We start from the raw sequence: 14,439 nt of genomic DNA, 5'->3' as shown, positions 1-14,439 counted from the left end.
AGCGCCATTTGCAGCGGGTGCATCCGCGACGACGGGCGGTCGCACTGCAGGGGGGCTGCACATCACTGTGCCTTCGGCAGCGTGCCGTGCCCCAAATGCACAACGCCCCGGGAGACCGGGGCGTTGTTGGGTCAATCTACACCTCAGAACTCTTGCCAGTTTCCATCCGCCAAGGCGGTTTCGGATTTGGCCGGACGAGCGGGTGCTGCAGCGCTGAGTGCCGGCTTGGCAGCCGTCTTCACCGCGACCGGGCGTGAGGCTGCCGGGCGGGCGTGGACGGGTGCTGCAGGCGTGTCCAGCTTGAACACCGACACCGCTTCGGCAAGGTGGCCGGCCTGTTCTTCCATCGAGCGGGCGGCAGCAGTGGCTTCTTCCACCAACGCGGCGTTCTGCTGGGTGGTTTCGTCCATCTGGGTGATGGTCTGGTTGACCTGTTCGATGCCTGCGGACTGCTCCTGCGAGGCGGCGGAGATCTCACCCATGATGTCGGTGACGCGCTGCACGCTGGCGACGATTTCGGCCATGGTGCTGCCAGCCTTGCGCACCAGCGCCGAGCCTTCGGCCACCTTGTGCACGGAATCGTCGATCAGGCCCTTGATCTCCTTGGCGGCACCGGCCGAACGCTGTGCCAGCGTGCGTACTTCCGAAGCCACCACCGCAAAGCCGCGGCCCTGTTCGCCGGCACGTGCGGCTTCCACCGCTGCGTTCAAGGCCAGGATGTTGGTCTGGAACGCGATGCCGTCGATGACCGAGATGATGTCGGCGATCTTCTTGGACGAGGCTTCGATGCCGGACATGGTGTTGACCACCTGCGACACCACTTCGCCACCTTGCGAGGCGACACCGGTTGCACCGATCGCCAGCTGGTTGGCCTGGCGGGCGCTCTCGGCGTTCTGACGCACGGTGGAGGTGAGTTCCTCCATCGAAGCGGCGGTTTCTTCCAGGTTGGCGGCCTGCTGCTCGGTGCGCTGCGACAGGTCCTGGTTGCCGGAGGCAATTTCGCCGGCCGAGGCATTGATTGCCGTCGACGAGAGCTTGATGCGGCCCACGATGTCGGCCAGCTGCGTGGCAGTGGCATTGGCATCGTCACGCATCTGCGCGAACACGCCCTTGAACTCGCCCTGCATACGCACGGTGAGATCGCCCCGCGACAGCGCCGAGAGCAATGCCGAGATCTGCTCGATGCTGGCGGCGTTGGCGTCCAGCAAACCGTTGAGCTGCTGGGCCAGCTGCAGGAAGAAGCCCTGCTTGCCGTCGGTATCGACGCGGCCGGTCATGTCACCAGCAGCGGCGGCGCGCACGATGCGGCCCACTTCGTTTTCGACCTGCACTTCGATGGTGCGGTCGCGCCATTCGCAGACATCGCCCACCCACTGGCCATCTTCGTCCTGGATGGTGGTGACGGTCTGGGCGAACACCGCTTCGCCGAAGCGTTCTTCGAAGGTGGTGGTGCCGTCGCGATCCAGCGCGGCCATGGCCTTGCGCAGCGTGGCGTCGGACAGGCCGAGGTAGCTCACGTGCTGGCCGATGACCTTGGACGCGTCGAAGTCGCTGGAAGCCAGACGGATGCTGCCTTCGTAATGCGCCACGGTCTTCTTGAACGAGTCGTTGGCGTAGATCAGCTTGCGCTCGGTATCGGTGATGAACAGCCCGGTGGAGGACTTGTCCAGTGCGATGCGGATACGCAGGTTTTCGTTGGCCACCTGCTGGTCGCGTTCGATGCGCTCACGCAGGTCACGCTGCATGCGCTGCATGGCGCGCATCAGCTCGCCCACTTCGTCCTGGCCCTGCACATTGATCTGGCCATCGAGCTTGCCGCCGGCAATTTCGGAGGCAGTGGCCACGGCGCCGCGCATGCTGCGCACGATGGCGCGGGCAAACAGGAACGCCAAACCCAGGCCGCCGGCAACGCCGATCAGCACCACCAGCACGGTCAGGGTGACCGAGGTGGCATGCACCGATTCGGCCTTGGCCTTGGCAGCCTGCGCCAGGCGGTTGTCTTCGGCGATCAACGCGGCCAGTGAATCCTTGGCCTTGTTGTGCAACGTGCGCGTTTCACCCACGAAGGTGTCCACGGCATCGTCGGGGAGATTGAGTTCGAGCATTTCATCGACGCTGGCATAGGAGGCCGAGGCCTTCTTCCAGTCCGCCACGAAGGTGTCGAACAGCTTCTTCTGTTCGGGGCTCTCGATCAGGCGTGGGTAGTCCTTGATCACACCGTCGATGTCTTTGCGCAGCTTGCCAACGTTGGCCTTGGCTTCCTGCTTGACCGAATCGCTGGCGCGCACCAGGCTCTGATAGGACGAGTTGCGGAACTCGCCGAGCATGCCGCGCAGATCGCCGGCTTCGCGCACGCTGGACATGGTGTTGCCTGCCAGCCCGCTGGTGACGTCGTTGAGCGAGGCCAGGCCCGAGTAGGCGATGATCCCCTGAATAAGCATGATCAGCAGCACGATGCCGAACGCCAGCATCAGGCGCGGCATCAGTTTCAGATTGTTGATCCATTGCATTGACACGATTCCCCCGTAGAAGTCAGTCCGCGTAACCGCTTACAGCACAACGCCACGTCCTGGGACGTGGCGTTGTGCTCTGCAATTACTTGATGGTCGCAAGCTTCAGGCTGGCCGGCGAGCTGACTTCGATTTCGGCACGCGAGCTGTCGCGCTGAATCTTGCCGAGGACGCAGACGTCCTTTCCTTCCAGCGTTTCCGGGGCGAAGCTGAACTTGCCGCGGTTGGCGCCGTCGATGCGGGCCGAGAAGGTGTGGCGCGGGAACATGCCGCCCATGTAAAGGAAGGTCGGCTCACCCTCCGAGCTCTGCGCGTACTTGGCCTTTTCGACCTTGCCGCACACCATGCCGTCCTTGCCGACGAAGCGGGTCGCCATTTCCGGCGGAATCATTTCCTGCGATTGAGCCGACAGCGTAGGAGCAACGATCACGAGAGCAGCAACGGGGAGGAGCGAGAGCAGGAACTTCATAGAGATTCTCCAGAATCAAAAGTCGAACGGTGACCCGTTTACGTGCGCGGGCTTCTATTCAGCTATCGGCTAGCTGCCGTTCAACTTGAATCCGAAAAACGTGATTTACATCTCACTTCATTATCGTTGTACGTCTCGTGTCAGGAGCTTCCCGACACCAGATGGCATTACGCCCAGCGCTTGGGCTCGCCACAACGGCGAAGCGGCCGCCGATGGGCGTGGGCAGCGCCAGGATCGCCTGAGCCGAAGCCGTCGCGATCTTGCACTGCACACCCACCGACGACCGCTTGCGCCGGCCAGCTGGCCTGTGAAACTCAGGCGGCTTCTTCGGCCAATTGCTGCTGACCGAGCTCGGTGCTGTCGAGCAGGGTTTCGATATCCAGCAGGATCAGCATGCGATCGTCCTGGGTGCCGATGCCGGAGATGAAGCGGGTATCGACGGCAGCGCCGAATTCCGGGGTGGGGCGGATCTGGTCGTCGTTGAGCGGGATCACGTCCGAGACGCTGTCGACAACGATGCCGACCACGCGGTCTTCAACGTTGAGCACGATCATCACGGTGAAGGCGTCGTAGCGCGCTTCTTTCAGGCGCAGCTTCAGGCGCAGGTCGATCACCGGCACGATGGTGCCGCGCAGGTTGATCACACCCTTGATGTAGTCGGGCGCGTCCGGCAGACGGGTCACCGAGTCATAGCCGCGGATTTCCTGCACTTTCAGGATGTCCACGCCGTAGTGCTCTTCGCCCAGGGCGAAGCTGAGGAATTCACCACCGGTGCCGGTGGCAGTGCTTTTGTCGTTCATGGAAACTCCGGGCGTTGCGGCTAATGTCGGATTGCGGCAGAGGCTTACCCTTGCAACATCGGCGCCTGAGGCGGCAACTTTAGGTGCAGGGGGGCGGTGGTGTAGGAGGGTTCAGAACACGCCGCTCTTGCGCGCATTGCGCTGGCGGTCGACCCGGAAGATGTAGCGCTGGATGGTTTCGTCCGCGCCACGCGGCAGGTCGCTGAATTGCATGCCCACCCGGAAGCCTTCGCTGCCGTTGGGCAAGGTCATCTTGTACTGGCTGCACACGGTGAGCGGCAGCGCGATGGGCGCGGAATCGGGCAGCTGCAGGGTGCAGTCGCGGTAGGTGTGTTGCGGCTCAAGCAGCGGCATGCCGGTGGCCAGTGACACCGCAAGGCCGCCGCTGCTGATGTCGATCACCCGCAGCTGCAGGTTGAGATTGCCGCCGCTGGCGGCATCCTGGCGGATGGTGCAGGTGGGTGAATCGGTGATGGGTGTTTCCAGCCGGTACGATTCGCGGCGCTGCAGGTGATAGAGCGAATCGGGCAGGGTGGCGCGGAAAGCAACGTGGATGTCGCGTTCCAGCCGCTCCGGCGTTTCCAGACGAAAGCGGATGTTGACCCGTTCCAGCTGCGCGTAACAGAGCAGGTACTTGGCCTGTTCGATGGCTCGGTTGGAGGCGTCGTTATGGCTGCCGTCCAGGATCACGCAGTCGTCGTCTTCGTCCACTTCCAGCACGGCGGTGGGCACGGCCATGTCGCGGCCGGCCACATGCATGGTCACCACGGCACGCTGGTCGATCAGTTGTTGCAGCAGGCCACGGATCTGCCGCTTGTTGCGCAGCAGATAGCGCTCGTCACCTTCGGCGAGGTGATCGGCGTCGTGGTCGAGCTCTGAGGTATCGCCTTCGGACATGGGCACAAGCACAGTGGTAGCGGGAAGACGCCCGGAGGGTTGTCCCGGCGTCGCCTTGATATCGGCGGCAAAGCGAAATCTTTAAGCGCCGCCGCCAAACGCGTCTGCCTGTCGCTGGTAAGGATCAGTCGCGATGGTGGATGCGCGGAGCTTTCAACGCAGCAACCAGCACGGTTCTGGCGTGATGTGTTGGTTCTTCGGCAAGGCAAGTAGCCACTTGCCTGGTACGGTGTCCTTGCCGATTGCGGGACCGTTGGCGGCATGGATGCTGCCATCGGTCCCGCAGGGACGAGTTCACGGCGTGTTCCGCGCGGCGATGGCGCGGCGCACTCGACGCTGCATGTGTGCTGCAAGGCCCTTGCCCGCCCACCATCGCAGGACACGCTGCAAGTACGTCCCTGTACGCTCCGTGGCGGCATCCATGCCGCCAAGGGTCCTGCGACGGTGAGCGGGCAAGGACCAGTCGAGATGGTCGGTGCGCAGTGTCGCAACAGAGCAGTTGGCAACTATCCGGCCTGGTTTGCTCGCTCTTCAAAAACCACCAGCGAACTATCTGGTGCGGTGTCCTCGCCGATTGCGGGACCGTTGGCGGCATGGATGCCGCCATCGAGCCCCCATGGACGGGTTCACGGCGTGTCCTGCGAGCGGTGAGGGCACCGCGCCCTCGACTCCTCGCGTTTTGCTGCAGGGCCCTTGCCCGCCCACCATCGCAGGACACGCTGCAAGTACGTCCCTGTAAGCTCCGTGGCGGCATCCATGCCGCCAAGGGTCCTGCGACGGTGAGCGGACAAGGACCAGTCGAGATGGTCGGTGCGCAGAGTCTCAACAGAGCAGTTGGCAACTGTCCGACCCGTGTTTGTTCGCTCTTCAACACACCACCAGCGAACTATCTGGTGCGGTGTCCTCGCCGATTGCGGGACCGTTGGCGGCATGGATGCCGCCATCGAGCCCCCATGGACGGGTTCACGGCGTGTCCCGCGAGCGGCGAGGGCACCGCGCACTCGTCGCTGCAAGTGTGCGGCGGGGCTCTTGCCAGTCAACCCTCGCGGGACACGCTGTAAGTACGTCTCAGTGATAGGCGTGGCGGGCGTTGGCCAGCAGCGTGCTCAGGCGGTCTTCCTGCTCGAGCCGGAACACGGTCACCGCGTCCACCAATTGCGCGGCCTGCTCTTCCATCGAGCGGGCAGCGGCGGTGGCTTCTTCCACCAGTGCGGCGTTCTGCTGGGTGGTTTCGTCCATCTGGGTGACGGTCTGGTTGACCTGGGTGATGCCGGCGGCCTGCTCGCGCGAGGCGCTGGTGATCTCGCCCATGATGTCGGTCACGCGCTGCACGCTGCTGACCACCTGCTGCATGGTGCTGCCGGCTTCCGAGGCCAGCGCGGCGCCGTTGCCGATGCGCGCTACCGAATCCTCGATGAGGTGTTTGATCTCCTTGGCGGCACCGGCCGAACGCTGGGCGAGGGTGCGCACTTCGGAGGCGACTACCGCAAAGCCGCGGCCCTGTTCGCCAGCACGCGCGGCTTCCACCGCGGCGTTCAAGGCCAGGATGTTGGTCTGGAACGCAATACCGTCGATGACGCTGATGATCTCGGCGATCTTCTTGGACGAGGCGTCGATGTCGGCCATGGTGGTGACCACGCGGCCGACCACATCGCCGCCTTGCGCGGCCACGCCGGCGGCGTTCAACACCAGGCGATTGGCCTGGTCGGCGTTGTCGGCGTTCTGCTTGACGGTGGCGGTGAGCTCTTCCATGGAGGCGGCGGTTTCTTCCAGCGCGGCGGCCTGCTGTTCGGTGCGGCGCGAGAGGTCGCTATTGCCGGTGGCGATCTCGGTGGCGGCCGAGTTGATTGCCAGCGAGGAGTCCTTGATACGGCGCACGATGCCGGCCAGCTGGTCGGCGGTGGCGTTGGCATCGTCGCGGATGGTGGCGAACACGCCTTGCAGATCGCCGTCCATGCGTGCGGTGAGGTCACCCTGCGACAGCGACGACAGCAGCGCGGACACCCGCGACAGGCCATCGGCGTTGTTGTCCAGCAACATGTTGAGCTGCTGCGCGAGCTGCAGCAAAAAGCCCTGCTTGCCGGCGGTGCCGACCCGGCCACTCAGATCACCGGCGGCGGCGGCCTGCACGATCCGTGCGACTTCTTCTTCCACCTGCACTTCCTGGGTGCGGTCGGCCCACTCGACGACGAAACCCATGCGTTCGCCGGCCGCATTCAACACCGGGCTGACGACCTGACGCACGATGCGGTCGCCGACCGCGATCTGCGCCACGTTGGTGCCGCTGAGCTGTTCGAGCATGCGCTCGTGGTCTTTCGGGACGGCGTGGAACTGATTGATACTGGTGTCGATGAGTTTGTCGGCATCGAAGCTGGGCAGGTGGGCGCGCAACTGCTCCTGCACGTCCTTGAGCAGGCGCTGCAACGGACGGTTGACGTAGATGATGCGTTGATGGATGTCGGCGATCATCACGTTGGTGCTGACATCGTCCAACGCGGTCCGCACGCGCAGCGCTTCACTGGCGATCAAATGGTCGCGCTCCAGGCGTGCACGCAGGTCGTCGCGCATGGTGCGGGCGCTGAGCAGCAGGCGGCCCAGTTCGTCCTGGCGATCGACCTCGATGGTGCTGTCCAGGCGGCCGGCGGCCACGTCGCCCAGCACGCGCTCCACGGCGAGCAGCGGGCGGGTGACCATCTTGCGTGCGGCCACGAACACGACCGCAATGCACAGCACCAGCACCACCAGCGAGAGCAGCAGCATGCTGCTCATCAGTGCGTCGAGCGGGCCGTCGATGGCGCTGCGCGGCTGGGTGCCGATCACCGCCCACTGCCACGGCGTGTAGCGCTGCGCGGTGACTTCGTAGGCCTGGCTGGCGCCCTTGGCGTCGCGCAGTTGCAGCGTGGTGCTGGTCAGTTTGCCGTCCAGCACCGAGTGCAGCTGGGCCTGTTGTTCGGCCGGTACCAGTGCCGCCAGCGTGGCCGGTGTGCCGGCCGGCGCGGCGATGACCTGGCCCTGGTGCTCGCCCGGAGCCATGTCGACGATGACGAAATAGCCGTCCTGGCCCAGTTTGGTGGTGCTGACCTGGGCCTTCAGTGCGGCCAGGCCCTGGGTGTAGTTGCGGCCGACAAACAGCGCGCCGATCACTTCGCCGGCGGCATTGCGCAGCGGCTGGTAGTGGGTCATGTACTGGTCGCCAAACAACTGCGCCTGGCCGGTGAAGGCCTTGCCTTCGGCTAGCGCGGCGTAAGCCTTGCCCTTGCGGTCGAGCAGGGTGCCGATCACGCGCTCGTTCTGCTTGTTGCGCAGCGAGGTGGTGATGCGCACGAAGTCGTCGCCGGTGCGCGCGAAGATGGTAGCGACGCCGCCGGTGGCCTGCGCAAAGCGGTCCACCGCGGTGAAATTGAGGTTCTGTGCCTGCGTGCCGGTGCGCAGGGTCGGGGTGTCCTGGTCGCCGATCTTCACCGTGGTGGTGGTGTCGAGCTGGCGCGCGCCGCTGCCGAGCATGTCGTCGAACACGCTGCCCAGGCGCTGGGTGCCTTCGGTCAGGGTCACGTCGTACATGCCGACCGACTGGTTCATCAGCCGCGTACTGGACAGCAGCTCGGCCTTGACCTGCGATTCGATGTCGTTGGCGGATTGCCGGTAGATCATCAGCGCCAGGGCGCCAAGCGAGAGGGCAATGACCAGCGTCAGTAACGCGGACAGGCGGGTGCCGACGGAAAGCCGGTGGAAGGAATGCATAGGTCTCGACCTTGCCCGGGGGAGGGGGTGTTACGAATGTGTGAAACTGATAGCGGCTGCCTTTGGAGGAAATTGATATGAACTATGAAGAATTCAGCACAATTGTTGTGCTCGGTCACAGTGTCGCGCCTCGGTCTGGCTGGTCTGTGACGCCGCGCATGGATGACCTAGCGTGTTGGCAGGCCTGATGTCGCTTAAAGACATGTCCGTGGCGTGTGCCTGCATCCGTCATTTTGGCCACAAAAAAAGGCCGCCTCCCTCGCAGGAAGCGGCCTGGCCGGTCCGCTGGAGCAGACCGGTAAAACACGGATGACGCGTTGGGCTTAAAGCGGTTAACAAGACGTAGCGAGCAGCCGTCAGGTGGGTGCAGCCGGCGCGGACGAACCGGAGCACCGCAGTACATGCCGATTCCGAGCACGGGCCGCACCCGCCTGGCGGCTGCGCAGTCTTTCTGATGGCTGCTCTTAGAACTCCTGCCAGTCGGACTGATCGGCAGTGGCGGCAGGTGCGGTGCGTATCGGGCGCGGCGCAGCTGCCACGTTGGTACGCGCGGCCGGGCGTGCGGCGGAACGCGCATTGCCCGGTGCGCTGGCAATGGCCGAGAGCTGGCGTGCCACCGGTGCCTGCGCGGCGAGCTTGAACACGGCCACCGTTTCGGTGAGCTGCTGGGCCTGTTCTTCCATCGCGCGGGCCGCGGCGGTGGCTTCTTCCACCAGGGCGGCGTTCTGCTGGGTGGTTTCGTCCATCTGGGTCACGGTCTGGTTGACCTGCTCGATGCCCGAATACTGCTCCTGCGAGGCAGAGGAAATCTCGCCCATGATGTTGGTCACGCGCTGCACGCTGGCCACGATATCGGCCATGGTGGTGCCGGCCTGATCGACCAGCGCCGCGCCCTGGGTGACCTTGCCGACCGAATCGTCGATGAGGTGCTTGATCTCCTTGGCCGCACCGGCCGAACGCTGGGCGAGGGTGCGCACTTCCGATGCCACCACTGCAAAGCCACGGCCTTGTTCGCCGGCGCGCGCCGCTTCCACCGCGGCATTCAAGGCCAGGATATTGGTCTGGAACGCAATGCCGTCGATGACGCTGATGATCTCGGCAATCTTCTTCGAAGAGCCCTGGATGTCGGCCATGGTGGTGACCACCTTGGCGACGACTTCGCCACCTTGCGAGGCCACGGCCGCGGCGCCGATGGCGAGCTGATTGGCCTGGCTGGCGTGCTCGGCGTTCTGCTTCACCGTGGAAGTGAGTTCTTCCATCGAGGCGGCGGTTTCTTCCAGATTGGCGGCCTGCTGCTCGGTGCGCTGCGACAGGTCCTGGTTGCCCGAGGCGATTTCGCTGGAAGCCAGGCCGATTGCATCAGCGGCATGCTGGATACGGCCGACGATGCTGGCCAGCTGTTCGGCGGTGGCATTGGCGTCGTCGCGCATCTGTGCGAACACGCCCTGGTACTGGCCGGTCATGCGTGCGGTGAGGTCGCCGGCGGCGATCGACTGCAACAGGCTGGACAGCGATTGCAGGTTGCCGTCGGCAGTGGACATCAAGGTGTTGAGGCTCTGCACCATCAGGCGGAAGTCGAACTGGAACTTGTCGGCATCGCCGCGTGCGGTGAAGTCGCCGCTGGCCGCGGCCTGCGCCAGGTGCTTGATCTGCTGGTTCATGGTGGACAGGTTGGTCTTGACCTGGTCCATCGCCGCGGTGATGGCGGCCTTTTCGCCGGGCAGGCGCGGCATGTCTTCGCTCAGGTCGCCGATGGCGTAGCGCTCTACCAAGTGGATGGTCTGCATCTTCACCTTGATGTGGCTGGCCACCAATTCGTTGGTGTCGCTGGCCATGCGGCCGAAGTCACCGGGGAATGCGGCGGCATCCATGCGGAAGCTGATCTGGCCTTCTTCGTGGCGCTTGGCCATGTTGAGCTGTGCGGTGATCAGGTTGCGCACCTGGCTCTGCATGCGGTCCATGGCGTGCAGCAGACGGCCGGTTTCATCGTTGGCGGTGCTGCGCACATCGTTGTCGAGAGACCCGTTGGCGATCGCCTCGGCAGCCAGCGTGGCCTGGCTGAGCGGGCGCACCAGGCTGCGGGTGATCATCCAGCCGAGCAAGCCACTGAACAACAGCACGGCAATGCCGCCGCCGATCAACATGGCGCGGCCACGTGCCATTGCGGCGGTGGCGTCTTCATAGGCGGTCTTGGCGCGCTTGCGCTGCAGTGCCGAATACTCGGCCAGGGCGCTCTGCCACGCTTCGGTGGCGGGGGCGGCTTGCTGCATCAGCATGGCCAGCGCTTCGTCGGCCTTGGAGGCCAGCCCCAGTTCGGCGATTTGCGCATTGGCTTTAGCGGCAGCGGCGCTGGCGGTATCGATCTTGTCGCGGATGGCCTGGGCTTCCGGCGATGCCGAGAACACGTACAAGGTCTGGCGGGTCTGTTCGTAGGCCTTTGCACGGTCCTTGATCAGGGCCGCAAAGCGCAGATTGTCTTCCTGCGAAGTGGGCAGTACCAGGTTGCGCAGCTGCACGGCAATCACCGAGGTGTCGTCGGTCATGTCCTGCAGGTGCTGCATGATCGTGATGTTGCGGTTGACCACGGTGTCCAACCGTTCGCGTGCCTGCGCCAGCGTGTATAGGCCCGCAGCCACCAGGGCGCAGGACAACAGGATCAGTGTGCCGAAGGCAAAGCTCAGGCGCGTGCCCACGTTGTAGCGTTGAAGGAAAGCGATCATTTCGGGTCTCAAGCAGGTGGCATGGGAGGGCGGTAGCGCCCTGGCCAGGCACGCGCAGGAGAGGGCGCGGCTGTCCGGAGCTGGGCAGACGTGGCGGCTGGGGCAGGAGCGTGCGGTGTGCACGTCATGCCGCGCCGGTGCGCGTTTGCTTGTGTCCGGTAACGGCGCTGCGATTGAGCACTGAACAGCCGCGCCCGTTTCCATATGGTTCAGCGTCACGGAGGTGAGCTGCGCGTGTAGATGCGTGCCGAAACGCCGTGCTTTCAGGCGTTTTCAGGGGTGAGCGCTGCAATGGCCGTGCACGCAGTGCTCACGACGCGCATCACGGTTTGGTTGCGGCTGCCTGGGCAAGGGGCGGCGTCATGAGGCTGGGGCGGGTGCACTGCCGATGCGCACGCGATGGCGTAACCGCACCTGCAATGGTGCTGCAGCAATTGCAGCTGTCACGGCACACGCCGGTAGGAACCGCAGTGCCCGTGTCACGAAGGGCAGGGGTGGCATGCGTGTTGGCGTGCTTGGCGTCTGTGCAAACGATCCGAAGTGCGCGTCAGACCAAGCAAGGCTTACCCTGCGCAGCCGGCTTGATGCGATCGCGCCAGCGCGGTGCTGCGCGTTGTGCTTTAACGCAAGCGGCCCGGCTTTGCTGCAGGCCGGGCCGATTCTGAGGGTGATTCGGCTGGATCGCCGGTCATCGGGAGGAAGCAACTGCCAGCACTCGCTTTGCAAGCGCCGGCAGCGTGGCTCAGGCCGCGCGCCCCAGCGCCGGCCGTGCCGTTGCGGCCTGCAGCCGGAACACCGAGACCGCATCGCGCAACTGCTGGGCCTGTTCTTCCATCGCGCGGGCGGCGGCGGTGGCTTCTTCCACCAGCGCGGCGTTCTGCTGGGTGGCCTGGTCCATCTGGGTGATGGTCTGGCCTACCTGCTCGATGCCCTGCGACTGCTGCTGCGAAGCAGCGGAGATCTCGCCCATGATGTCGGTCACGCGCTGCACCGAGCTGACGATCTCCTGCATGGTCTGGCCGGCCTGGCCCACGAGCTGGTTGCCGTGTTCGACCCGCTGCACCGAATCGTCGATCAGCTGCTTGATCTCCTTCGCCGCACCGGCCGAGCGCTGCGCCAGCGTGCGCACTTCACTGGCGACCACGGCAAAACCGCGGCCCTGTTCGCCGGCACGCGCAGCTTCCACCGCGGCGTTCAAGGCCAGGATATTGGTCTGGAAGGCGATGCCGTCGATCACCGAGATGATGTCGGCGATCTTCTTCGACGCTGCCTGGATGCCGGCCATGGTGCCGACCACCTGGCTCACCACCTCGCCACCTTGCGACGCCACCTGCGCCGCGCCCAGCACCAGCTGATTGGCGTGACGCGCGTGGTCGGCATTGTTGCGTACGGTGGAGGTGAGTTCCTCCATGGACGCGGCGGTTTCTTCCAGGTTGGCGGCCTGCTGCTCGGTGCGCTGCGACAGGTCCTGATTGCCAGAGGCAATTTCGCTGGCGGCATCGTTGATGGTGTCGGTGGAGCGCTGGATGCGGCCCACGATATCGGCCAGCTGGCTCACCGTGGCGTTGGCGTCGTCGCGCATGCGTGCAAACACGCCATGGAACTCGCCCTGCATGCGCGTGGTGAGGTCGCCGGCGGCGATGGCCCGCAACACGGCAGACAAGGCTTCCAGGTTGCCATCGGCAGTGGCCATCAAGGTGTTGAGGCTCTCCACCATGGCGCGGAAGTCGTACTGGAAGCGTTGTGCATCGCCACGCACGCTGAAGTCGCCGTTGGCCGCGGCCTGCGCCAGCAAGTTGATTTCGGTATTCATCGCCGAGAGGTTGGCTTTTACCGTGTCCATGGTGTCGGTGAGCACGGCCTTTTCGCCGGGCAGGCGCTGCATATCCTGGCTCAAATCGCCGATGGCATAGCGCGACATGATCTGCGCCAGCTGCATCTTCACTGCGATATGCGAGCCGACCAAGGCGTTGGTGTCGCGCACCATGGTGCCGTAGTCGCCGGGGAAGCTGTCGGCGTCCATGCGGTAGCTGATCTGGCCGGCGTCGTGGCGCTGCGCCATGTCCGACTGCGCTGCCAGCACGCGCTGCAGCTGCTCTTGCATCTTGCGCATGTTGTCCAGCAGCTGGCCGGTTTCATCCTGGCTGGGCGGCACGATGTGCTCGTCCAGCTGGCCGCGCGCAATCTGCGCAGCCACGCTGGCGGCGCGCCGCACATTGCGGGTGAGGGCGGAGAGCGTGTACCAGCACAGGCCGGCGATCAGCAAGGCCAGCACCGACAAGCCGGCAATGGCTTGCCACATCGCATTGCGGGCGTCCTCCAGGTGGCGCTCGGATTGCCGCTGCAGGGCCTGCAGCGAAACGCTGCTGAGTTGCTGCATCGCTTGGCCCACCGCATCCAGTGCCGCATTCCATTGCACATCGGCCTGGGCATCATTGCCGTCCAGGGCAGCGCTCAATGCGGCGAGTGCAGTCTTGGCCTGGCTTGCCTCGGCCTGCGCCGCAGCTGCCAGCGTGGGGTCGGGTTGTTCCAGCAAGCCCATCGCCTTTTCCAGCTCATGGCGGAAGCGGGCATGGTTGCGTTGCAGCTGGCCCAGCTGCTCGCGCAGCATGGTGGTGCTTTCGCCGGCCTGCGACGGGTCGCTGGCGGCATCCAGGCGGGTCAGCGACTCGGTCGCGTCCGGGCTGTAGATCAGGGTGGCCACCACCAGGTGGTAGCTCTCGATATAGGGGGTGTAGACCAATTGGCTGTCATCGCGCATTGCATCCAGTGCGGCGAAGGCGTGTTCGCTCAGGCCGGTGTAGGCCGCGGCGTCGTTGCCGGCGCTGCGCTGCTGCTGCAAGGCGGTGAGTGCCTTCTGGCTGCGCTCGAACCCTTCCAGCGTGGCGGTGGTGGTCAGCAGAGCCTGCAGATCGCCGTCTGCGCGTGTTGCGGCCGCGGTGGCGGCGTCGCCGCTGTCCACATGTTCGGCGTGCAGGTCGGTGATCAGCCCCAGCATCCTGGCCAATGGGCCATAGCTGCGCAGTTCGTTGCTGCTGATGGCGACGCTCTCATTGAGCTTGCCGCTATACAGCACCACCGGGATGACCAGACCGACCAAGGCCAGCACCCCGATCAAGCCGAGTTTGCGGCTGATACCCAGGTCATCCCAACGATGGGTCCAGCGACGTGGGATGGAGAGAGCGGGCTTGGACGACAGCGCGGGCGACGTGGTCATGAAGAATTCTCGTAGGCGTACGCAGCGTATCGGCGGCGCCCGGTTGCCCTTGAGCCAGCCGGCCAGGGGGCCGGCTGGCTTCATT

The 14,439-nt window shown here is 64.9% G+C and carries 7 protein-coding genes and 1 other RNA gene; all 8 read right to left on the bottom strand.

All coding sequences use genetic code 11. The annotated features are described in order from the left end of the window. Positions 1 to 143: 143 nt before the first annotated feature. The 8 genes from ACCQ09_RS11780 to ACCQ09_RS11745 all read right to left on the bottom strand — a co-directional run bounded on the left by ACCQ09_RS11780 (position 144) and on the right by ACCQ09_RS11745 (position 14,354). Positions 144 to 2,510, bottom strand: a complete 2,367-nt coding sequence (locus ACCQ09_RS11780) for a methyl-accepting chemotaxis protein (protein ID WP_228427907.1) — start codon at positions 2,508 to 2,510, stop codon at positions 144 to 146. Positions 2,511 to 2,595: 85 nt separating this feature from the next. After that, entirely contained in the window at positions 2,596 to 2,979 is a 384-nt protein-coding gene (locus ACCQ09_RS11775; RefSeq protein WP_003486337.1) for a hypothetical protein, read from the bottom strand. A gap of 314 nt (positions 2,980 to 3,293) precedes the next feature. After that, complete coding sequence (locus ACCQ09_RS11770) at positions 3,294 to 3,779, bottom strand: chemotaxis protein CheW (protein ID WP_011037040.1); 486 nt, start codon at positions 3,777 to 3,779, stop codon at positions 3,294 to 3,296. A gap of 111 nt (positions 3,780 to 3,890) precedes the next feature. Further along, the gene (locus ACCQ09_RS11765) at positions 3,891 to 4,676 is read right to left on the bottom strand and encodes a flagellar brake protein (protein WP_040941363.1); all 786 of its coding nucleotides are present in this window, start codon (positions 4,674 to 4,676) and stop codon (positions 3,891 to 3,893) included. A 1,068-nt stretch (positions 4,677 to 5,744) separates the two neighbouring features. Continuing rightward, a complete protein-coding gene (locus ACCQ09_RS11760) occupies positions 5,745 to 8,417 on the bottom strand; it encodes a methyl-accepting chemotaxis protein (RefSeq protein WP_040941362.1) in 2,673 nt (890 codons plus the stop codon). Positions 8,418 to 8,747: 330 nt separating this feature from the next. Next, a non-coding RNA gene (locus ACCQ09_RS11755) (sX9 sRNA) lies at positions 8,748 to 8,820 on the bottom strand. 61 nt (positions 8,821 to 8,881) lie between these two features. Beyond that, positions 8,882 to 11,137, bottom strand: a complete 2,256-nt coding sequence (locus ACCQ09_RS11750) for a methyl-accepting chemotaxis protein (protein ID WP_047677148.1) — start codon at positions 11,135 to 11,137, stop codon at positions 8,882 to 8,884. 742 nt (positions 11,138 to 11,879) lie between these two features. Beyond that, the gene (locus ACCQ09_RS11745) at positions 11,880 to 14,354 is read right to left on the bottom strand and encodes a methyl-accepting chemotaxis protein (RefSeq protein WP_040941359.1); all 2,475 of its coding nucleotides are present in this window, start codon (positions 14,352 to 14,354) and stop codon (positions 11,880 to 11,882) included. Between the last annotated feature and the right edge of the window lie 85 nt (positions 14,355 to 14,439).

Source organism: Xanthomonas sp. NCPPB 2586 (assembly GCF_041475775.2).
GTDB lineage: Bacteria > Pseudomonadota > Gammaproteobacteria > Xanthomonadales > Xanthomonadaceae > Xanthomonas > Xanthomonas campestris.
This window is presented reverse-complemented; position numbering and strand designations above follow the sequence as displayed.

What these genes read in the sequence shown, in the direction of transcription:
- ACCQ09_RS11780 (WP_228427907.1), bottom strand. Translation starts at nt 2,510, where the DNA reads ATGCAATGGATCAACAATCTGAAACTGATGCCGCGCCTGATGCTGGCG.
- ACCQ09_RS11775 (WP_003486337.1), bottom strand. Translation starts at nt 2,979, where the DNA reads ATGAAGTTCCTGCTCTCGCTCCTCCCCGTTGCTGCTCTCGTGATCGTT.
- ACCQ09_RS11770 (WP_011037040.1), bottom strand. Translation starts at nt 3,779, where the DNA reads ATGAACGACAAAAGCACTGCCACCGGCACCGGTGGTGAATTCCTCAGC.
- ACCQ09_RS11765 (WP_040941363.1), bottom strand. Translation starts at nt 4,676, where the DNA reads ATGTCCGAAGGCGATACCTCAGAGCTCGACCACGACGCCGATCACCTC.
- ACCQ09_RS11760 (WP_040941362.1), bottom strand. Translation starts at nt 8,417, where the DNA reads ATGCATTCCTTCCACCGGCTTTCCGTCGGCACCCGCCTGTCCGCGTTA.
- ACCQ09_RS11750 (WP_047677148.1), bottom strand. Translation starts at nt 11,137, where the DNA reads ATGATCGCTTTCCTTCAACGCTACAACGTGGGCACGCGCCTGAGCTTT.
- ACCQ09_RS11745 (WP_040941359.1), bottom strand. Translation starts at nt 14,354, where the DNA reads ATGACCACGTCGCCCGCGCTGTCGTCCAAGCCCGCTCTCTCCATCCCA.